A 21,476-nucleotide genomic window follows, 5' to 3' on the forward strand; every position below is an offset into this window, starting at 1 on the left:
GCGTTCGCCGTACCCCCGCCCTGCCCCACTTCCCCTCGCTCCCACGTTCTGACGCTAGCGTCCCACGGCGTCTGACGGCTGTCGCCTGTCAACGTTGACAGTGTTTGGCCGTGATTCGTGGTGCTTCAATGAAGGCAACTCCGGCATATCGCCGCCTTCGTGGGAGCGTCAACATGTCTCCGATCAAGCATTTCAGCAGCAACGCACAATTGGCGTTCGAAACCTATGCGTCGATGAACCGGCACGTAGTCGTCAGCCCCAAAAGCGGTCAGGGCCTTTTAAGAATTCCGATCGCCAGTCTTTTCGCCGATGCCGGTACGTCACCGGCGCTCGACATCAGTCTGTCGTGCAAGACCCACGAAGGCGACCTCAATATTCTTCCTTGCGGCATCTACACGTCCTTTAATGACAGCATGGCCAGTGGCGGGGCCTTCCGTCGATATGAAGACCTGCCGTTGTACGACGGGCGCACACTCAACTTCGAGTTGCGCCGAGGTGAATCATTCAACGGCGGAGACTTTCTGATAGAGCAAGCAGGCAGCGCGGTGATTGTTTATCACAAGAATGGGATCTCCGAAAAATTCGAAATTAGTGAAACACTTGGGTCGCAGGCAAACGCTCAAAAATTATGGATATTCCCGACGCACTACATTCTGCCCTCGGGCCGATCACTGAAATTCGATTGGAAAACGTTCCGAGCCACACCGCGAGTTGTCGCCATCAGTGACGACGACGGGCGTCTGCTTGACGCGGACTGGATGGATTCTCCGGCCGACAGACGCGGCCTCGAGATCCCACCACCCGCCTTGAAAAACATCACCCTTTTCCCCGGTAGCGACGAACAGGTGAGCTACACCTGCAAATACGCCAAGTACCCCAACACTTTCGAGCAAACCATTGAAGTCACAGGCGCGATCGGAACCGCCAAGACAATCTACGTTCTCGAAAATGAACAAGGCGCGATCAAGAAATTCGAAATGCGCCGCCAGCAGTCACTGCCGGCGGAAAAGAAGGGAGATCCGGATGTGCTGGAAACCTCAACGCACGCCGAGTTGATGGAGTTCAACGACAAGCAGATCGTCAAGCACACCACCCTGCCCGGTGAGACCGTCACCGCCTTGATCGAGAGTTACAAGTACGACGCCAACAAGACCACCATTGCCTGCACACAAGGCAACAAGAACGTTCTCTCGCGCGTGTACTCGTTCAATGACACCGGACAAGTCTCCGAAGCCGTCACCGCCGCCGATGTCACCGTACTCACGGAACAAAGCGTCAGCATCGACAAGGCGCGCGGCACCGCGACGCATAAAACGATCAAGAAAATCGCCAATGTCGTCGTTGACGAACTCGCGCTCGAATACGATGCCAGCGGCAACCTCATCAAGTCCACTCAAGGTGACACGATCACCGAATGGACCTACTTCAACAACTACGCTGCGTACACGGTCAAGGAAAACGCGACGAGCTATCACGACACCAGCTTCTTCGGCATCCTGTTGAAGGTCGTGGATTTCACCAATCCGATTGGCCTCGGCTTCGTCGCGTTCGGTTCCGGTGGGCTGACATGGGGCACAAGAATCGATTCGACGGTCACGATGTCGATCACCAAAAACGACTACGCGAAAGCCGCCTTTCAACTCCCTTTCGACATGAGCTACGCGGGCGACACCCAGAACTTCACCTCGCACGTGGAGTCCGAACTCGTTTGTCGACGGGATGGCGACAAGAAATATGCGCTACGTCTCACGTACTACGGTTATGCCAGTCTCACCTGCAAACCCGTGAGTGGGGTTGACCGGGAATACGTGCTTCTGCCGGGCAGAAAACTCACCGTGATGCACCCGTCATACGAAGAAATCGACGTCAGCGCGGAGCAACTGAAAATCGCCAAAGCAGCCGCTAAGGCACTGTTCGATAGTCTCGACAAACAACTCAGTACCGCCGGCGACAAGAAATCCAAGGACCAGACGCAGAGCCTCATCGACACACTGAACAAAAGTCTGGTCCAGCAGAGCAAGACCAACGCCCGCGGTTTTAAATTGAAACAGCCAAGCGCCGGCAAGTGGACCGACCGCTCGATGCACCTCGAAGACATCGCCTATCAGACGAACGTCAACGACCCCGGGTTTGGCCAGATCAGCACAACCTCGGCGTGGCTGATCGGTGCGGGCGGCGGCAAGGTCAGAGGTTCGGAAATCAAGACCTCGTTCACTTACAAGACCGACGCCAAGAACAAGCGAAAGATCACCGTCCTGACGACGACCGAGACGGCGGATGCAACGACGTTCACATTGAGCCAGACACGCTCCGCGCTAACCGGACGCATCGATGAATCTGTCGATGGCGAGGGCGTCAAGACCACGTGCAACTATGACAAGGTCGGCACGCTGATCAAGGAAACCGCCTCGCAGGGGGGTGTCACTGCCGGGCAACGCGAGTACACCATCACACCGCTCAAAGGCCGGCGATGGCAGCACGAAACCCTCGACTCGGTTTCGAAGCAACGCACCCGTGTGATCCGAGACGAACTGGCACGCGATTGTGAGAGCTGGGCAAGTCCCGATGGCAAGGTCTGGTTGCTGATGAGCCGATGCACCTACGATGCCCAAGGCCGTCTGGCGAGCGACGAGCAATACGATTACGACTACGCGAACGTAAAACACAGCATGCTGACGACGAACTGGACCTATGACGACGCCAAAAACACGTGCAGCGTCAAGAAAGTTCAGACCGACGCCGGCGGGAAAGAGCTCGACACCCAGTCGCTGACACTCGCGAGCAAAGCCATGGGCGAAACCATGGTGGTCGGTGCCGCCGAAACGCAGCGCGACTACGATGCTGCCGAACGCACGCTCACTGAAAGTGCCGGCGCATCGGGTGCGCCGTCATTCAGGAAACTCACCGCCTTCGACGCCGGCGGCAACATGACGTCGGTCAACACCGAGACCATCGACGGGAGCAGAACAACGCTCCCCGGAGACAAGATCACGATGGCCTACGACGGCCAAGGCCGCCTGAAGACGCTCACGCCTGCGAAAGGCGCTCCCACGGCCTTTACCTACGACCGCTTCGACCGCTTGCTCACGTCGACCACCGACGGCATCGAGATCAGCAACATCTTTCCCGACGAAACACTTGCCAGTGTCGCCGTCACGGCTTACCTCAAGGACGACAAGGGCACGATCTCGCTGGGCGAACAGCGGGTCGACGGTCTCGGCCGTCCCGCCCGAGAGATCAGCAACGGCACCGATGCCATCTTCGAGTACAACGGCGCATCGCGCTGGGGCAGGCAAATCGATGCTGGCGAGCGTCCCGCAACGGTCACGGGCTACAAGAGCGAGATCGACGGCAGCGGGCTGAGGTACACCGAGACCATGACGGACAACGCTGGCACGCGTGCATCGAAGACACACTTCAGCCATCGGCAACAAATCATCGCGTTCGAGGACATCACCGGCGCGAAGACGGCCTTCCAGTACGACGCTTTCGGACGACTTGAGCGCTCCATCAACGATAGCTGCGAAGCCACGTACGTCTATTCGGATAACGGCCTGCTGTCGAAAGAAACGATCAAGGCCGCGAAACAGAATCTCACCATGACGGTGCAGTACAGCTACAACCGCTCGGGGATCGAGATCAAGCGCAAATTCGAATGCACCGGCGTCAAGACGCATGTCATTGAAAGCCAACGCATCGGCGACGGACGCATCGACCGCATCATGCTCAAGGTCGACGACAAGACGTCGAACGCCGACTACTTCGAGTACGACGCCTCACAACGCCTGAAAACCTGGTCCTGCTCGCAGGCGGGTTTCGCAGGTTATGGCGGCAAGCAATACGTCAAACAGGTCTTCGATTACGACAAGCTCGGTAATGTACTGTCGAGCGAGAACGAGTTCTACACCGGCACGAGCCGTCCGGAGGTGCTCTCGGTGTCGACGACGACGCGCACCTACGACGCCAAACCCGGTGTGCTCACCTCATTGGACGGCAAGCCGTACGACAACGATGACGCCGGGCGGCTGACCAAGCGATCGAACCGCACCCTCGCCTACTATGGCAACGGCCGGGCCAAGAGTTGCTCTGCCACGGCAGGTGGGAAAGACGGTGATTTCGTCTTCACGTATGACGATCTTGGGCGAATTCGTGGGGGTTCTGCCGGTAAGGGAAAGTGGAACGAGACCTACCACTACCGTGGGCAACGGCGATATGCCGTTTCTCAGCAGGACGATGCAAAGAAGCACGGTTTCAACAAGCGCACGCTCGTCCTGAAGAACGACAGCCCGTCATGCTTCCTGCAAGAAGCATCCACGACGATCGACGATAAGACGACGGCAACCAGTTCGTTCGAACTTCGCGATCAGGCGGGGACCGTATTCGCCAGCATCGACCTCGACACCAAGGCCATCACGTACTACCGCTTTTCCCCTTACGGCTACCGGACTTCGGATCCCGGTGCGGTCACCTGGCTCGGCTTCAAAGGCGAGCCGCTGAACTATGTGGGGTTCTACCATCTCGGCAACGGCTACCGGATGTACGACCCGGAGCATTGCCGCTTCCAGTCGCCCGACATCATGAGTCCGTTCGACATAGGAGGAATTGCCGCCTACGTCTATTGCCACGGCGACCCCCTCAACTATCACGATCCGAGCGGGCACGCGGAGATTGCGCAGTACAGTCGCCTCGACACGATGCCGCTCATGTACACGCAGGAATTCCGTATTGCGGCAAGCGTGCTGGGCCTTCTGGCGACGCCATTTACCAGCGGCAGTTCTCTTGCCCTTGCGATCGGCGTGACCGGGCTCGCTGCGGTCGGCAGCGCGTTCGATATTTCCTCCATTGTCCTGGAGGATAGTGATCCGGAGCTGGCGAGCGTACTGGGGTATCTCGGACTTGGTTTTGGTGTGGTCAATCTGGGCACCGGGGTATTGGGCACGGCACGGCGGGCGCCTGCGGTGGTTGCGGGTCAGGGACTTCGAGGCGGCGGCTTATATAGCCGGATGGTCGCTCGCTTTGGCCGGGTGAAGCCCGGCTTTGCCGGCAACGCCACGAAAAAAATGGGCCTCCAAGGCAACAAGGGATTCAAAGCGCTCACGAAGGGAAACAGCTACGCAGGCGTGATCAACGGTGCCTATGGATCCACGCCGTACGGCGACGCTGCGGCGAAAGTGTCCAACTACCTGTCTACCGATTTTTCAACGGCAGCCTACGCCAAGGAGATGCAGGGCCTTGCCAACACAAAGTCGCTCGACATAGGGGGGCTGTTCGGCAACTTGGACCGTCAGCACGGCGTCGACCTCCTCTTACCTATGCAACAAATCACGTTCGACCAAGTGATGGACGCCCTCGCCGGCGCCGGATACCACTACAAGGTTGTCGACGGTCTGTTTTGCCGCAATGCCACAAGCGTCATGGCACCGGGTTTCGCAAAGTCGGGGCTGAGCAGGATTTTTGACGGTATGGACTGGTGGAGCGGCGCTCGAATGACTTCCTGAGCGCAAGATCCGCAAGTCCTTTTAAGGAGCGAAAAATGTCACGAGGTAAAGTCAAATTCTTTAACAACAACCGAGGTTTCGGCATCATCACGCCGGATGATGGCGGTGATGCTGTCTTCCTGCCTTCGGCCTCACTCGTGGGGTTTGCAGCGATGGGTATCGAAGCGGACACGCCTGTCGAATATGACGTCGTTCAAGGCGCCAAGGGGCCCATGGCGAAGAATGTGAAAATCGTGGCAACCGAGTGATTCGCGGTGAGGCCCGCCCTGGTCCGGAAGCCGTCAACATCCGGCTCGTAGCCGCCGGCGCGTCACGCTCGCCGGTGCTTCGGAAAATGTGTGATGGGACTCGCGAACGCGAGTCCCTGTAAATGACGTTGTTGCTGCGGATTACTGCGTCTTGAGCAAGCGCTGCGGCGTGAGAAGTGCCTCACTGTCGAGGCGGGCGACGCCGAGCAGGCGTGCTGCGTTGTCATCGAACGCTTCCGCATAAACCTTCACTTCGATACCCTCTTCGTGCCCGGACGCGCAGGTGCGCAGCGTTTGCGGGCAACGCGTTTCGTCGAGCCGCAGTCGTTGACCGTGGCCGAAGCGCTTCGCAAGCGTGTCGTCGAGCCATACCGTCGGCAACGTCTTGAGCAACGCATCCACCGGCGCGAGCTTTTCCACCCGCTGCGGCTGGTCGATGGCGTTGAGGTCTTCCAGCGTCACCGCACCGTCAAGCGTCAACGGGCCCACCGCTGTCCGGCGCAGTGCTCGCAGGTGAGCACCACAGCCCAGCGCTTCACCAATGTCTTCCGCCAGCGTACGCACGTACGTCCCCTTGCTGCACGTCACACGGAAGGTGAACTCCGGCGCGTCGGGCAGCGAGCAATCCAGCAATTCGAGCGAATGAATCGTGATCTGGCGTGCTTCGCGCTCGAGCGTCTGACCGGCGCGTGCGTACTCATACAGCGGCTTGCCGTCACGCTTGAGTGCGGAATACATCGGCGGCACTTGCGAGATCGGTCCGGTGAATTGCGGCAATACGGCGCGAATGGCCGCCTCATCGACCGTCACGTCGCGGGTTTGCAGCACTTCACCTTCGGCATCCCCCGTCGTCGTGGTCTCGCCAAGGCGAACACGTGCCTCGTAAGTCTTGTCCGCTTCGAGCAAATCCTGCGAGAACTTGGTGGCCTCACCGAAACACAGCGGCAGCAAGCCGGTGGCCAACGGATCGAGCGTGCCGGTATGCCCGGCTTTCAACGCTTGCAGCAAGCGCTTGGCCTTGATGAGCGCGTCGTTCGACGACAGACCCAACGGCTTGTCCAATAGCAACACGCCATCGAGGGCGAATCGGGGAAGTTTTTGGCGGGGTGCCTGCGAACGCGGGTCCGTCATGATGCGGGAGAGCTTGAGATTTTCGTGGAGAATCAGCCACGCCGCGCGTCGTGCGCCAGCAGGCTTCGTGCACCGCCGGACTGGCCTTTCGGCAGCCCGGCGTGCTCAGTCGGTCGAACCCGGGACTACGGAGACCACCGCTTACTTGCGGTCGTCGTCCTTGCCTTCGTCCTTACCTTCGTTATCAACGTCGTTCGTGTCTTGTTCTTCTTCGTCGACACCGCCCGCTTCCTCTTCTTCCTTCGCGCGCGTGGCGTTGGCCGTGTCGATGAGGCGCGACATTTCGATCGCACGTTCGATCGATTGGTCGAAGTGGAAGTGCAACGTCGGCACGGTGTGAATGTGCAGACGCTTGAACAACATGTTTCGCAGATAACCGGCCGCTTCGTTGAGCGCTTCGCCCGTCTGCTTGGGGTCACCCGTCAGCGTGGTGTAGTACACCTTCGCATGCGCGTAATCCGGCGTGACTTCCACACTTTGCAGCGTCACCAGACCAATACGCGGGTCTTTCACTTCACGCTGGATCAGCTCGGACAGATCGCGCTGAATCTGATCGTTGATGCGCAGATTGCGGCCGCCCGGAATATTACGTTTCTTTGCCATGACTCACTCGCTAGTAATGCAATGGCCCACCCCACCGGTTACCCGGCCTGGTGGGCCATTCCACATCCGTTGAACGTCGCGCCTTACAGCGAACGCGCAACCTCAGTGATTTCGAACGCTTCCAGTTGGTCGCCTTCCTGGATGTCGTTGAAGTTCTTCACCGACAAACCGCACTCGAAGCCCGTCTTGACTTCCTTGACGTCGTCCTTGAAGCGCTTGAGCGAATCCAGCTCGCCCGTGAAGACCACGACGTTGTCGCGCAGCACGCGGACATTCGACGAGCGCTTGACGAAGCCGTCGAGCACCATACAACCGGCAACCGTACCGACCTTCGGCACACGGAACGTCTGGCGAACTTCGACGAGACCGGTGATTTCTTCCTTCTTCTCCGGTGCCAGCATGCCCGACATTGCCGCCTTCACTTCATCCACTGCGTCATAGATGATGTTGTAGTAACGGATGTCGATGCCGTTCGACTCGGCCAGCTTGCGCGCCAGTGCATCGGCACGCGTGTTGAAGCCGATGATGACCGCCTTCGAAGCCGTTGCCAGGTTGACGTCGCTTTCGCTGATACCACCCACGGCGGCGTGCACGATCTGCACACGCACTTCCGGCGTCGAGAGCTTGTTGAGCGACTGCGCCAGTGCTTCCTGCGAACCCTGCACGTCTGCCTTGATGATGAGGGGCAGCGTCTTGACTTCGCCGTCGGCCATCTGTTCGAACAGGTTCTCGAGCTTCGCGGCTTGCTGCTTGGCCAGCTTCACGTCGCGGAACTTGCCCTGACGGAACAAGGCGATTTCACGCGCCTTGCGCTCGTCTTGCACGACCAGCACTTCTTCACCGGCACCCGGCACTTCCGACAGACCCTGAATTTCCACAGGGATCGACGGACCGGCTTCCTTCGCGTTCTTGCCCGTTTCGTCGAGCATGGCACGCACGCGGCCATAAGCCTGACCGGCCAGCACCATGTCGCCACGCTTGAGCGTGCCCGACTGCACCAGAATCGTCGCCACCGGACCCTTACCCTTGTCGAGCTTGGCTTCGATCACGATCCCCTTGGCCGGGGCCGCTTCCGGTGCCTTCAGTTCCAGCACTTCCGCTTGCAGCAGCACGTTCTCGAGCAGATCGTCGATACCCGTACCGGTCTTCGCCGACACCGGCACGAACGGCGAATCGCCACCGTACTCTTCCGGCACCACGCCTTCGGCCACGAGTTCCTGCTTCACGCGGTCGGCGTTGGCTTCCGGCTTGTCGATCTTGTTGATCGCCACCACGATCGGCACGCCGGCCGACTTCGCGTGAGCGATCGCTTCCTTCGTCTGCGGCATCACGCCGTCGTCGGCCGCCACCACCAGAATCACGATGTCCGTTGCCTGAGCACCACGGGCACGCATGGCCGTAAAGGCCTCGTGACCCGGCGTGTCGAGGAACGTCACCGTGCCGCGCGGCGTTTCAACGTGATACGCACCAATGTGTTGCGTAATACCACCCGCTTCGCCCGACGCCACCTTGGCGCGACGGATGTAGTCCAGCAGCGAGGTCTTGCCGTGGTCGACGTGACCCATCACCGTCACCACCGGCGGACGCGGCAAGGCTTCGCCTTCCGGTGCGTCATTGCCCAGCGACAGCAGCGTTTCCGGATCGTCCATCTTCGCGGCAATTGCACGGTGGCCGAGTTCCTCGACCATGATCATTGCCGTTTCCTGATCCAGCACCTGGTTGATGGTCACCATCTGACCCATCTTCATCATCAGCTTGATGACTTCCGAGGCCTTCACCGCCATCTTGTGAGCCAGATCGCCCACGGTAATGGTTTCCGGCACGTGCACGTCACGTACGATCGGCTCGCTCGGTGCCTGGAACTGATTGTCCTGCGCATGACGATCGCCACGACGGCCGCCACGGCCACCGCCACGCCATCCGTCCGAGCCACCGCTTGCGTCGCCGCGGGTCTTCATGCCGCCACGCTTGTTGCGGTTATCGGCATCCTTCTGCCACTGACCCGGCTTCTTGTCCTTCTTGTCGGCGGTCGTCGTCGACGGTGCAGCCGTGGTCGCAGGCTTCTTGTCTGCCGGCTTGGCCGACGTCGAACCTTCCGGCTTGGCCGGCTTGTGCAACGTACCCTTGGCTTCCGGCTTGGCGGCGGCCGGCGCCGCTACCGGTGCAGGTGCCGGCTCCGGTGCCTTCAGCACGCGGCGCGGGGCATTCAGCATTTCGCGAATGGCACGCGCTTCGGCTTCCGCCGCTGCACGACGCTTGCGAATCGCTTCCTCTTCGGCACGCGCCTTGTCGGCCGCAGCACTGGCCTTCTCGGCGGCTGCACGCGCTTCTTCGCTGGCCTTGCGGGCCTGCTCGCGCTCAGCGTCTGCCTTGGCGGCCGCTGCCTTGTCAGCTTCCTGAGCAGCAGCTTGCTTGGCCTGCTCAGCCTTTTCCGTCTCGGCCTGAGCAGCCTTGTCGGCTTCAGCATCGACCTTGACTTCGGCTTTCGCTTCCGCCTTGGCCTTCAGCTCAGCCGCAGCCTTGGCCGCCGCCGCAGCGCGCTCCGCTTCTTCACGGGCACGACGCTCAGCCGCTTCCTTCTCTTCACGCTCGCGGCGCTCGGCCTCTTCGCGTTCGAGTTGCTCTTGGCGAAGCTTCAGTTCCGCAGCCTCGGCAGCAAGACGCTCCGCCTCACGGCGTGCGTCTTCCTCGCGTTGGCGCAGTGCTTCGTCTTCGGCCGAAACCGCAGCGTTTTCAGCGCCCTCAGCCACATCGTCGCGCTTGACGAACGTCCGCTTCTTGCGGACTTCGACTTGAATCGTGCGCGCCTTTCCGGTCGAGTCGGCTTGCTTGATTTCCGAGGTCTGGCGACGCGTCAGAGTGATCTTCTTTTTGTCGCCGTCGCCAGCGCCGTGCGATCGGCGCAGGTGTTCCAGCAAACGGGCCTTGTCGGCTTCCGTTACCGAATCGTCGGCGCTGAGTTTGTCCACACCGGCGGCTTTGAGTTGCTCCAGCAACACGCCGGCCGGCATTTTCAGTTCTTCAGCAAATTGGGCTACGTTGATGCTCGCCATTCAAACCTCTTCAAGCAAGGCCACGCGCCTTGCGGTTAACTTCAAAGTTCACTGTTCCATATGCATGCCGGGGCAGGTCATCATTGGAACCAGTGCTCTCGCGCTTTCATGATCAAAGCCTTCGCAGCTTCCTCGTCGACACCGGTCATTTCGGTCAGTTCGTCGACGGCCAGCTCGGCCAGATCATCGCGCGTCTGAATTTCATGCTCGGCCAGTTTGGCCAGCAACTCGGGCGTCATGCCGTCGAGGCTCTTCAGGTCGAGCGCAACGCCCTCAACCTTCTCCTCGGTGGCAATCGCCTGCGTCAGCAGTGCGTCGCGCGCACGGTTGCGCAACTCATGCACCGTGTCTTCATCGAAAGCTTCGATTTCGAGCATTTCGTTGAGGGGCACGTAGGCGATCTCTTCCAGACTCGAGAAACCTTCCTCGATCAGGATGTCCGCCACTTCCTCGTCCACATCGAGACGCTGCATGAACAACGTGCGCAACGTACCGCGCTCTTCGCTCTGCTTCTCGGCCGATTCGTCCGGCGTCATGATGTTGATCTGCCAGCCGGTCAGTTCCGACGCGAGACGCACGTTCTGACCGCTGCGGCCAATCGCCACGGCCAGTTCGTTCTCGTCGACGACGACGTCCATGCTGTGCTTCTCTTCGTCAACGACGATCGACTGCACCGCCGCCGGCGCCAGGGCACCGATCACGAATTGCGCCGGGTCTTCCGACCACAGCACGATATCGACGTTCTCACCGCCCAGTTCGTTACGCACGGCCTGCACACGCGTACCGCGAATACCCACGCACGTACCGATCGGATCGATACGCTTGTCGTAGGCCACCACGGCGATCTTGGCGCGCACACCCGGGTCACGGGCAGCGGACTTGATCTCGAGCAGGCCTTGCTCGATTTCCGGCACTTCCATGCCGAACAACTCGATCAGGAACTCCGGTGCGGTACGCGAGAGTTCGATCTGCGGGCCACGGGCCGTACGATCGACCTTCACGATGTACGCGCGAACGCGGTCACCGATGCGGAGGTTTTCTTTCGGAATCAGTTGATCGCGACGCAGCAGCGCTTCGACACGGCCCGACTCGACGATCAGGTTGCCCTTATCGAGACGCTTGACCGTACCGGTCATGATCTTTTCGCCGCGCTCGAGGAAGTCCGACAGGATCTGCTCGCGCTCGGCATCGCGAATGCGTTGCAGAATCACTTGCTTGGCGGCTTGCGCGCCGATGCGGCCGAATTCGACCGACTCAACCGGCTCTTCGACGAATTCGCCGAGTTCGATCGCGTCGTTGTCTTCCTTGGCTTCAAACAACAGAATCTGCTTGTCCGGCTCTTGCAGGCCAGCCTCGTCGGGCACAACCAACCAACGACGGAAGCTCTCGTGCTCGCCCGACTCGCGGTCGATGTGCACGCGAATGTCGACGTCTTCGGTGTAGCGCTTTTTGGTGGCCGAAGCCAATGCTGCTTCCAGCGCGCCGAACACGACATCTTTGTCGACGTTCTTTTCGCGCGCGAGCGCATCGACCAACAGCAATACTTCGCGACTCATCGTTTGCGACTCCTAAAATCAATCTGCGGCACTAGGCGCGCACGGTCAATATCCGCGAGGGTGAATTCGAGCAGCGCCGGGCCGCCCTTGCCTTCGAACTCGAGGCTCAGATTTTCGCCTTGCGGCGCCTGCAAGATGCCGCGGAACTGCTTGCGGCCGTCCAGCGGCACACGCAACGTGAGACTCACTTCAACACCGGCAAAACGCTCGAAGTCGCGCAGCTTTCGCAGCGGACGATCCAGCCCCGGTGACGACACTTCGAGTCGGTCATAGTTGACGTTCTCGACCATCAGCACGTGCGAGAGCTGACGGCTTACCGTCTCGCAGTCATCGATGCCGATGCCCTCAGGCTTGTCGATATAAACGCGCAGCAAACCGCCGCCGGCGCGTTCAAGATCGACCAGCTCGTAACCCAGGCCTTCGACCGTGGTCTCGATCAGTTCTGGCAATTGCAACTTTGCTCACCCTAGAAAAACTCGTGCGCATCAGCGCCCGACTATATCTGCGCGCCCCGCATGGGACGCCGCACGATACCTGCCTCGACCGTCCGGGCCGGCGTGCCTGTGTCGACACACCCACTCCCCAACGCGGCGGTATCGGCCGCGCAAAACGCTCGCGGCAAAAAAAAATGGGCGAAACGCCCATTTCTTACATCCTCATTGCGCATGAGGTGCGCGCCGCAACAGAAAGTCCGGCACGCCAACCAGCTTATTCACTGATTTTATATGGTTTTTTGGCCATTTTGCAACGCTTGGCATGGCAAATGCCCGTGGGACGGGCGTCTTCACAACGCCGCTGCAATGCAATAAGTCCGCCGCCTTCCAGCGTGTCAGTCGGGCGCCCGGGGTGTCGCGAATGCCGTGCATCCGCTCCGCCATGCCGGGCCTGCCGTGAAGCATCAGCGCGAACGGTTACCGCCGCGATTGCCCCGGTTGCCGCCCGTGTTGCCCTGGCCGCCACCGCCGCCGGCACGATTGCCGCCGCCGCTGCGATTGCCGCCGCCGCTGCGATTGCCGTTGGCGTTGCCGCCACGACCGCCACCGCCACCGCCGCCGCTACCGCCTCGGGATTGACCGCCGAAACCGCCACCACCCGCGGAATTGCCGCTGCGCGATTGACCACCAAAACCACCGCCACCCGCCGAATTACCACCCCGCGACTGGCCGCCAAAACCACCTCCGCCAGCGGAATTGCCGCCGCGCGATTGGCCGCCGAAACCACCACCGGACGCATTGCCACCACCGAAGCGGCGACCTTCACCGCGCGGCGATGCCGCCGGCGCCGGGAAACCACCGCTCGGACCGACAAACGTAGTCAGCGGATTAGCACGCGGACGACGTGCCTGACCGTAGCCCTGCTCGCGAGTGAACACGCCAAGCGCGGTCTGCATCGGGTCCGGCTGACGGCGCGGCTCTTTCGGCGCACCTGCCCCACCACGCGTACCCTTGCCACCCTTTTCGGCTTCGCTTGCACCGGGCACCTTCATGCCGACGGCGGCGAAGAGCGAACGCACCTGAGCGTCGTCCAGTTCTTCGTAGCGGCCACGCTTCAGACCGCGCGGCAGCGTGAGCGGGCCGTAACGCGTACGGATAAGACGGCTCACCATCAGACCTGCCGCGTCGAACATACGACGCACTTCGCGGTTACGCCCTTCGGTCAGCGCCACGTGATACCAGTGATTCGAACCTTCGCCGCCGCCATCCTGCAAGCGCAGGAAGTTGGCCTTGCCGTCGTCGAGCTCAATGCCACGCAGCAATTGCTGACGCGACGATTCGCTCAACTGGCCGACCGTGCGCACGGCGTATTCACGCTCGATGCCATAACGCGGATGCATGAAACGGTTGGCCAGATCGCCCGACGTCGTCAGGATCAGCAGACCTTCCGTGTTGAAGTCGAGACGGCCCACGGCCAGCCACTTCGCAGTCTTCATCGGCGGCAGACGGTCGAACACCGACGCGCGGCCTTCCGGATCTGCATGGCTGACGATCTCGCCCGATGGCTTGTGATACAGCAGCACGCGCGGGGGCTTGCTGGTGATCCGGCGCTTGACGAGCTTGCCGTTGATGCGAACCTGATCGGTCGGCAGAATGCGCTGGCCGATGTGTGCCGGCTCGGCATTAACCGATACGCGACCGGCAAGAATCAGTTCTTCCATCTCGCGACGCGAGCCCATGCCCGCCTCGGCGAGCACCTTATGCAGCTTGGGCGCTTCGTCGTCCGGCGAAAGCACACGGCGATCGGCCGATTTGCGGGCACCGCCACGCTTGGCGTCGCCTTCGGCTTCTTCGCTATCGAAGCCACCCGACGTCACAAACGCGAACAGATCGTCGTCGCCGGCTTTTCCGCCGCGGGGGCCTGCACCGGCACTGCCGGTCGCCTTGCGTCCACGGCCCTTGCTTGCGCCCTGGGGTTTGCCTGCGCCAGCACCTGCGCCGCCACCATTACCGGCAGCGCCTGCATTCCCGCCATTGGCTGCGTTGCCAGCAGGCGCGCCTTGCGCCCCTTGGCCCGTGCCATCGCGCTTGGCACGCGGCTTGCGCGCGCCAGTGCCATTACCGCTGCGGCCACGGCCTTGTGCGGCAGACGCGGCGCCATCGGCAGCCACTTCCTGAGCTTGCGGCGCGTCGCCCTGCGGGGCGTCGGCCGAGTCGGACTCGCCCGGGCCGCCTTCATCACCTTCTCGCTTGGCTTGCTGGGCCGCACGACGGCGGGCGATCAGACTACGCGGACCACGGCGCAAACCGCGGCGCGACGCCTTGTCATCGCCGCCCTCGCCTTCCGGCGCGCGTGCTTCGGCACCGGCATCGCGTGCGTGCAGGTCCTGGGATTCTTCGTTTTGTTTCAACACAACCTCATTGGAAAACGGGATCGTGGCGGGCAGGCAACTATCGCTGCCCTGATCCGTGTTCGCACCATGAATGCGCGGCAAACCTATGCCGCGGCTTCGTTTTTGTCGCTAACGGCCCTGTGCGAACCCGGCGCGATGCGCCGGAGCCTCAGGTACCGGTGACGAGATTCTTGTCGTCCCCGCCGTTTTCGTCGTCGTCCTCGTCCGCACCGGGCAAGGGCTGCCCGGATGCGGCTTCGTTCGCCGCCGTGTCGGCAGCGTGCGGGGCCACATCTTGCGTTGCCGGCGCGGCGGGATCGGCCGCCTGCGTCGTCACGTGCTGCATATCTTGCGGCGGATCGTTGTCGATCGGTGCCGCAGCTTCCGAGTCTTCGGAATATTCCTCATGCTGCTCGACAGCGGCATCGATTTGTTCGGCATCGACCGGATCACTGTCCAGTGCGTCGACCGACTCATCGACGTGCTCATTGACCTGCGCATCGTCCTGCTCACTGACGTGCTCAACGCCCGCGAGTTCCGTCGATACCGGCAAAACACCGTCTTCACCCTCGGCAATGACTGCATCGAGCAGTGCGTCGTCGGTGAGTGCCTGCGCCGCCTCCGACACCGGCCGCTGGTCTTCCGGCACGCCCTGAGCGAGCGGCAGATCGTCGGCACGCGCTTCGGCCAGTCGAGCCAGCGCTTCGGCGTCGGCGACCGGCGCATCGTCCGAGGTCGCCTCGTTGTTGCTGTCTTCGCCTTCGGCACGTTCGCCGAATTCGATGTTCTGTTGCGCGAGCAAATCGATTTGCGCCTGCGCCGCCGGGTCTTCCAGCGGCGGCAGTGCGTCGAGTGCACGCAAGCCGAGATCGTCCAGGAAATCCTTGGTCGTCGCGTACAGACCAGGGCGTCCTGGCACGTCTCGATGGCCGATCACCTCGATCCAGCCACGATCTTCAAGCTGCTTGATGATCTGTGTATTGACCGTCACACCGCGAATTTCTTCAATATCGCCACGTGTGACCGGTTGACGGTATGCAATGATCGCCAGCGTCTCCATCACAGCCCGCGAGTACTTCGGCGGCTTTTCCGGATTGAGGCGATCGAGATATTCACGCATGCGCGGACGGCTCTGGAAACGCCAGCCGGTGGCCAGAGCCACCAATTCCACACCTCGGCCATCCCATTGCACGCGGATTTCCTCGAGCAGCGCGCGCACCGTATCGCCTGACACGGTGTCATTGAAAAGCTTTCGCAGATCGCCCACCTTCAGCGGCTCTTGCGCGCAAATCAACGCGGTCTCGAGGACGAGTTTCGCCTCTTGGGTATTCATGTGCGACTAAGCAGACCGGGGGCTTGGCGACCCGGTATCAGGAATAAATGGATGCTTGGAACACGAGAAACGGTCGTAACCGCTTCGCATAAGCGCGCGCCCTTTTGTGTTCGGTCGTAGTGACGGCGGCGCGACCTGGATGCTTCGAAACGACCTGCCGGGAAAACGCCCAGGCCGATAGTGCGGCGAGACGGACGTCCGGTATGTGCGCAATTATTACTGAAACACTGTCGCCCGTAAAGCGTCGTCGATATGTCTGGGTCCCGCGCTCGCCCTTACCGGCCGGGAGAATGCCGCCATCGCCCCGCCGGCCGCCATTTGCCAGCCTGCGGCGTCTTGTCGCATTCGCACACGGCGCGGACCGACACAACCCCTCAAACGCCCGTTCTGCGCCCCTATCGAGTCCAACAGGCCACGCCGTCGTTTGAAACGGCGGGTAGACGCACCATGGTAAACTTCTGAAATAACTTCAAGGGCATTCATGACCACCGAGATCGGACGCATTCCAGTCGCTCAGCCGCGTTGTTCCACGTGTTCGCTGGGGCAGTTCTGCCTGCCCGTCGGCATTCCGGCACCCGAACTGGAACGACTGGATGCACTCGTGAGCGAGCGCCGCCGCCTGAAAAAGGGCGAAGTGCTCTATCACGCCAACGATGCGCTCAACGCCGTCTACGGCATCCGTTTCGGCTCTCTCAAGAGCTGCGTTACGGCACCGGACGGGCGCGAGCAGGTCGTCGGCTTCCACCTGCAAGGCGAACTCATCGGCCTTGATGCCATCGCCGACAACCACCACCCGAGCACCGCCGTCGCACTCGAAGACAGCGAACTCTGCATTGCCCGTTTTGGCGAACTGGAGACGCTCTCGCGTCAGGTGCCCACGCTGCAACGTCAGATGCACCGCCTGATGAGCCAGGAAATCCGCAACGAACACCAGCAGTTGCTCGCGCTCGGCACCATGCGCGCCGAAGAGCGTCTGGCGGTATTCCTGCTCAACCTGTCGGAGCGTCTGGCCGCACGCGGCTACGCTGCCAACGAATTCGTGCTGCGCATGAGCCGCGAAGAAATCGGCAGCTTCCTCGGTCTCAAGCTCGAGACGGTGAGCCGGCTGTTCTCCCGCTTTGCCCAGAACGGCATGATCGAAATCCGCCAGCGCCACGTCAAGATCATCGACGCCACCGCTCTGCGCACACTGGCTGGCGCCCCCTCCGCCTGCTAAGAGCGGCTTGCGCGCCTAACCGATAAGCTACCGGTCGACTGGATCGCCCGCCTTGCGCCAGATCAAGAGTCGCGTAACGTCGACGACGACGCACGCGATTCGCGACACAGGCCGGGCGGTGCGCGCAGGCGTTCGACAAGCCCGGGCAAACCCTCCATAATCGGCGCGTTCGCCGTCCCGCCACCTGTGGTCCGGCGCATCACCCCGACGGAGGCCGCCGTAATGCCCGCAGCCATTTTTCTGAGTCCGGAAGACGCCGAGCACGCTTATTACGAAGCGCTTCGTGCCGGTGACATCGATATCCTGATGAACGTGTGGTCGGAAGACGAGGAGATCGTCTGCATTCATCCGGCCGGTCCGCGCCATGTCGGCCCTGCGGCCGTGCGCACGAGCTGGCGTCAGATTCTGTCCAAAGGCGGCCTGCAATTGGCCGTCAGTCATCTTCAGGTCGCACGCAACCCGCTGTGCGCCGTACACAACGTGCTGGAACAGATTTTGGTGGAAACGCATCCCGAAGCGCGCTACGCGTTTGTGCTTGCCACCAACGTCTATCTCAAGGAAGCCGACGGCTGGCGCCTCGCCCTTCACCACGCGAGCCCCGCCATCGGTCACGAAGATACCCGCTCGCCGACGTCTCACTCGCATCGCCTGCATTGACTTCGTCGGCACGGACTTCGGCTGCACTGACGTCGCCTGCATTTCACCGCCTGCAACTAGTCGGACGGGTAGCCCCCCACCTGCTCGCCGACGACGGCCGACTCCCTGCCTCTACGGCTCACACGCCCGCGTCCGTGGCGGCAGAATCGTCCTGCGTGTCGTCCTGCGTGTCGTCCTGCGTGTCGTCCTGCGTGTCGTCTTGGCTGTCCCAATAAGGCGCAGGACCGAAACGCGCCTGAAGGAAATCGATCAGCGCATGTGTTTTCGGCGGCACGAAAGCGCGGCTCGGGTACACCGCCCAGATTGCGACTTCATCGGCCAGCGGATACGCCGACAGCACCGGCACCAGTTCGCCGCGCCGCAAGTACGCCCCGATATCCCACGTCGACTTGGGCGCAATGCCAAGCCCCGCGACCACGGCGTCACGCAGCACTTCGCCGTTATCCGACGACAGCCGCCCCGTCACCCGCACGCTGAGTGCACCGCCAGAAGTCATGAAGCGCCAGTCACGCTGATCGCCCAGTGTCAGGCAGTCGTGCCCGGCCAGATCGCCCGGATGTTTCGGCGCACCACGGGCAGCAAGGTAGGCCGGCGACGCGCACAACACCCGCCGGTTGGGTGCGAGCTTCCGGGCAATCAACGTCGAATCACGCAGCGCCCCCACGCGAATCGCCAGATCCACGCCCTCCTCGATCAGATCGACCACACGATCGGTCAGCCGGAAATCCAGCGAAATCCCCGGGTACTGCGCCAGAAACGCAGGTAGTGCAGGCGAAACGTGTTGCCGCCCGAACGACGACGAACACGACACCCGCAAGCGCCCCTGGGGTGCCGCAAGCCCCTGCCCGACCGACGCCAGCGCCTGCGCCTCTGCCATCAGCAACGCCTGTGCCTGCACGAGAAAAATATCGCCTTCCTGCGTGAGTGCCACCCGGCGCGTCGTACGATGAAACAAGCGCGCGCCGAGCACGGCTTCAAGTTGGGTGAGCCGTGTACTGGCCGCAGCAGGCGACAAACCGCGTTCGCGGCCCGCAGCAGACACGTTTCCCAGTGCCGCCACCCGCACGAACAACGCGACAGTCTCCAGGTCCAACGACATTTATCGCCTTTTCAAAAAAATCTTTTCTGCATTATGCGGATTATCAAAGTAATCGACCAGTCGTAATCTCTCGTCATCATGGTCGGCGCTGGTTAGCCTCAGGGCGAAGCGCCTTGCCCTTTCAAGGAGAAAACAGATGAAAGCTGTCGGATTAACGCGTTACCTGCCCATCGACGACCCCAAGTCGCTCGAAGACGTCGAACTGCCCACACCGACTCCGGCGGGCCGCGACTTGCTGGTCAAGGTCGAGGCCATTTCCGTGAACCCGGTCGACACGAAGGTCCGTGCCCCGAAAGACCGGGTGGAAGACGCGCCGCGCGTGCTCGGCTGGGACGCAGCGGGCACCGTCGCCGCCGTTGGTCCGGACGTCACGCTCTTCAAGGTCGGCGACCCGGTGTACTACGCGGGCAGCATCACGCGCCCCGGTGCCAACAGTGAGTTCCATTTGGTGGATGAGCGCATCGTCGGCCACATGCCGGCGTCGCTCGACTTTGCGAATGCCGCGGCGCTGCCGCTGACGACCATCACCGCTTGGGAAGGCCTGTTCGACCGCCTCGGCATCGCCCCGGACGGCAGCGACGAAGGCAAATCGATTTTGATCGTCGGCGGTGCCGGGGGTGTCGGATCGATTGCGATTCAGCTAGCGCGCCGTCTTGCCCGGTTGAATATCGTGGCGACTGCCTCGCGACCCGAGTCTGCCGACTGGTGCCGTCAGTTGGGTGCCCAAAACGTGATCGACCACTATCAGGACATCCCTTCGCAACTGCAAGCGCTCGGCTTGCGTCATGTGGATTTCGTCCTGTGCCTGAACGACACCGACAGGCATTTCCCCGCGCTGGCCGAAGCCGTCGCACCGCAGGGCAAGATTTGCTCGATCGTGGAGAATTCGGCGCCGCTGGAAGTCGGTTTGCTGAAAAGCAAGAGCGCCACGTTCGTGTGGGAATTCATGTTCACGCGGGCAATGTTCGAAACGCCCGACATGATTGCGCAGCACAAGCTGCTGACCGAAGTGGCGCGACTGGTCGACGCGGGCACGTTGCGCACGACCGTCGGTGAGGTGCTGGGCCCGATCAACGCGGTCAATCTGCGCCGCGCCCATGCGCAGTTGGAAGGCGGACGCACCATCGGCAAGCTGGTGCTGGCAGGATTCTGAGCCCGGTATCCGATAAAAAGAAAGGCGTTTGCGCACGATTGCGCAGACGCCTTTTCTACATCCTGTTCACGACAACGCGCGGGCACCCGCCCCGCCCGCTTCACTTCGTCGTCGGCACCGTCCCTTCAGACAACGCCACCGCTTCGGCCGGATGGATGATCTCGCCGCCCAGCGCGTTCACGCCGGCCACCAGCCGCTCAAACGCTGCGCCAACCTGCGCCGGGTCGCCCTTCACCCCGAGATCGATGTGGCGCCGCGCATAGACCGCACCGCGCTCGGCATCGCCCACGCTCGGCAGGCTGAATACCTTGATGCCGTCATATTCGGCTTCGATGGCTTCCATCAGCGGCGTCAGCGTCGATTCCGCCAGCCCGAACACCAGCACCGAGCGCTCGGCGTGTCGCGTCAGATGGTGCAACTGGGTGTAATACGTGTCGAGCACCCACGCCATCATCGGCCACGCCATCACCGGGAAACCCGGCATGAAATGGTGTTGTTCGACCGAGAAACCGGGAATCTTGTTGTACGGATTGGGCAGGATGCGCGCGCCGACCGGAAACTCGCCCATCTTCAGACGATGGCGGTTGTCGGGGTTCGTCATGTCGGCACGGCCGTCACCGCTCGTGTCTGCAATGCGTTCCATGATGAGCGCCTCGGCTTCGGGCGTGAGGGCCAGCGGCACGTTGAGCGCCGCCGCCGCGCACTGACGCGTGTGGTCGTCGGGGGTGGCGCCGATGCCGCCGGTCACGAACACGACGTCGTCGGTCGCCAGCGTGCGGCGCAGCGTGGCCGTGATGCGCTCGGGATCGTCGCCCACATACTCGGCCCAGCCCAGTTGCATGCCGCGCTCGGCGAGCAACTCGATGATCTTGGGCAGGTGCTTGTCGTGGCGACGACCGGAGAGGATTTCGTCGCCGATGATGATGATGCCGACCGCCATGATGCTTCCTTTGTGTTGTCTTGCCGACGCGCTCGCGTTGCTCGTTTTGCCCGATGCAGCGCGCCGTCGGCGCTTGGGGGAGGGTCTTGAATCCGGACCGCGGCCGTCCGGCCCACTGAACGTCCGCAGATCAACGATTGTGCCACTTTCGCGGCTAATCGT

Annotated in this window: 13 protein-coding genes and 1 pseudogene; 5 read left to right on the plus strand and 9 right to left on the minus strand. The window is 61.7% G+C overall.

Annotation, left to right across the window (positions count from 1 at the left end):
* Positions 1-173 precede the first annotated feature (173 nt).
* Complete coding sequence (locus CDV44_RS15690) at positions 174-5,498, plus strand: RHS repeat-associated core domain-containing protein (RefSeq protein ID WP_170936006.1); 5,325 nt, start codon at positions 174-176, stop codon at positions 5,496-5,498.
* 35 nt (positions 5,499-5,533) lie between these two features.
* Positions 5,534-5,746: a cold-shock protein gene (locus CDV44_RS15695; protein WP_087688866.1), complete on the plus strand. Its 213-nt coding sequence runs from the start codon at positions 5,534-5,536 to the stop codon at positions 5,744-5,746.
* 141 nt (positions 5,747-5,887) lie between these two features.
* Here the strand turns inward: CDV44_RS15695 and truB are convergent, their stop codons facing one another.
* The 7 genes and pseudogenes from truB to scpB all read right to left on the minus strand — a co-directional run bounded on the left by truB (position 5,888) and on the right by scpB (position 16,249).
* Positions 5,888-6,877 (minus strand): tRNA pseudouridine(55) synthase TruB, encoded by a 990-nt coding sequence (gene truB / locus CDV44_RS15700; protein WP_087688867.1) that lies wholly within the window; start codon positions 6,875-6,877, stop codon positions 5,888-5,890.
* 234 nt (positions 6,878-7,111) lie between these two features.
* A pseudogene (gene rbfA, locus CDV44_RS15705) lies at positions 7,112-7,480 on the minus strand (30S ribosome-binding factor RbfA); the annotation flags it as partial.
* Positions 7,481-7,563: 83 nt separating this feature from the next.
* Positions 7,564-10,533: a translation initiation factor IF-2 gene (infB, locus tag CDV44_RS15710; protein ID WP_058379068.1), complete on the minus strand. Its 2,970-nt coding sequence runs from the start codon at positions 10,531-10,533 to the stop codon at positions 7,564-7,566.
* Positions 10,534-10,613: 80 nt separating this feature from the next.
* Positions 10,614-12,089 (minus strand): transcription termination factor NusA, encoded by a 1,476-nt coding sequence (gene nusA, locus CDV44_RS15715; RefSeq protein WP_087688868.1) that lies wholly within the window; start codon positions 12,087-12,089, stop codon positions 10,614-10,616.
* On the minus strand, positions 12,086-12,544 hold the full coding sequence (rimP, locus tag CDV44_RS15720; RefSeq protein ID WP_058379070.1) for a ribosome maturation factor RimP: 459 nt from the start codon (positions 12,542-12,544) through the stop codon (positions 12,086-12,088). Before rimP ends, nusA begins: the two co-directional genes overlap by 4 nt.
* A gap of 443 nt (positions 12,545-12,987) precedes the next feature.
* Positions 12,988-14,934: a pseudouridine synthase gene (locus tag CDV44_RS15725; protein WP_371328771.1), complete on the minus strand. Its 1,947-nt coding sequence runs from the start codon at positions 14,932-14,934 to the stop codon at positions 12,988-12,990.
* Between the two features lie 151 nt (positions 14,935-15,085).
* Complete coding sequence (gene scpB / locus CDV44_RS15730) at positions 15,086-16,249, minus strand: SMC-Scp complex subunit ScpB (protein WP_087688869.1); 1,164 nt, start codon at positions 16,247-16,249, stop codon at positions 15,086-15,088.
* Between the two features lie 481 nt (positions 16,250-16,730).
* Between scpB and fnr the strand changes: the two genes are divergently transcribed.
* Entirely contained in the window at positions 16,731-17,465 is a 735-nt protein-coding gene (gene fnr / locus CDV44_RS15735) for a fumarate/nitrate reduction transcriptional regulator Fnr (protein WP_087688870.1), read from the plus strand.
* Positions 17,466-17,687: 222 nt separating this feature from the next.
* The gene (locus tag CDV44_RS15740; RefSeq protein ID WP_087688871.1) at positions 17,688-18,122 is read left to right on the plus strand and encodes a nuclear transport factor 2 family protein; all 435 of its coding nucleotides are present in this window, start codon (positions 17,688-17,690) and stop codon (positions 18,120-18,122) included.
* 118 nt (positions 18,123-18,240) lie between these two features.
* Here the strand turns inward: CDV44_RS15740 and CDV44_RS15745 are convergent, their stop codons facing one another.
* Entirely contained in the window at positions 18,241-19,221 is a 981-nt protein-coding gene (locus tag CDV44_RS15745; protein ID WP_087688872.1) for a LysR family transcriptional regulator, read from the minus strand.
* A 136-nt stretch (positions 19,222-19,357) separates the two neighbouring features.
* On the opposite strand from CDV44_RS15745, the gene CDV44_RS15750 reads away from it, so the two are divergent.
* Positions 19,358-20,374 carry a zinc-binding alcohol dehydrogenase family protein gene (locus CDV44_RS15750; RefSeq protein WP_087688873.1) on the plus strand — a complete coding sequence of 339 codons (1,017 nt, stop codon included), beginning with the start codon at positions 19,358-19,360 and terminating at the stop codon, positions 20,372-20,374.
* A 100-nt stretch (positions 20,375-20,474) separates the two neighbouring features.
* On the opposite strand, the gene CDV44_RS15755 is transcribed toward CDV44_RS15750, so the two are convergent.
* Complete coding sequence (locus CDV44_RS15755) at positions 20,475-21,314, minus strand: molybdopterin-binding protein (RefSeq protein ID WP_087688874.1); 840 nt, start codon at positions 21,312-21,314, stop codon at positions 20,475-20,477.
* Between the last annotated feature and the right edge of the window lie 162 nt (positions 21,315-21,476).

The organism is Pandoraea sp. PE-S2R-1 (assembly GCF_002179865.1).
Lineage (GTDB): Bacteria > Pseudomonadota > Gammaproteobacteria > Burkholderiales > Burkholderiaceae > Pandoraea.

Bases quoted from the DNA above. Each gene is read 5' to 3' on its own strand.
- CDV44_RS15690 (WP_170936006.1), top strand. From the start codon at position 174: ATGTCTCCGATCAAGCATTTCAGCAGCAACGCACAATTGGCGTTCGAA.
- CDV44_RS15695 (WP_087688866.1), top strand. From the start codon at position 5,534: ATGTCACGAGGTAAAGTCAAATTCTTTAACAACAACCGAGGTTTCGGC.
- truB (WP_087688867.1), bottom strand. From the start codon at position 6,877: ATGACGGACCCGCGTTCGCAGGCACCCCGCCAAAAACTTCCCCGATTC.
- infB (WP_058379068.1), bottom strand. From the start codon at position 10,533: ATGGCGAGCATCAACGTAGCCCAATTTGCTGAAGAACTGAAAATGCCG.
- nusA (WP_087688868.1), bottom strand. From the start codon at position 12,089: ATGAGTCGCGAAGTATTGCTGTTGGTCGATGCGCTCGCGCGCGAAAAG.
- scpB (WP_087688869.1), bottom strand. From the start codon at position 16,249: ATGAATACCCAAGAGGCGAAACTCGTCCTCGAGACCGCGTTGATTTGC.
- fnr (WP_087688870.1), top strand. From the start codon at position 16,731: ATGACCACCGAGATCGGACGCATTCCAGTCGCTCAGCCGCGTTGTTCC.
- CDV44_RS15740 (WP_087688871.1), top strand. From the start codon at position 17,688: ATGCCCGCAGCCATTTTTCTGAGTCCGGAAGACGCCGAGCACGCTTAT.
- CDV44_RS15745 (WP_087688872.1), bottom strand. From the start codon at position 19,221: ATGTCGTTGGACCTGGAGACTGTCGCGTTGTTCGTGCGGGTGGCGGCA.
- CDV44_RS15750 (WP_087688873.1), top strand. From the start codon at position 19,358: ATGAAAGCTGTCGGATTAACGCGTTACCTGCCCATCGACGACCCCAAG.
- CDV44_RS15755 (WP_087688874.1), bottom strand. From the start codon at position 21,314: ATGGCGGTCGGCATCATCATCATCGGCGACGAAATCCTCTCCGGTCGT.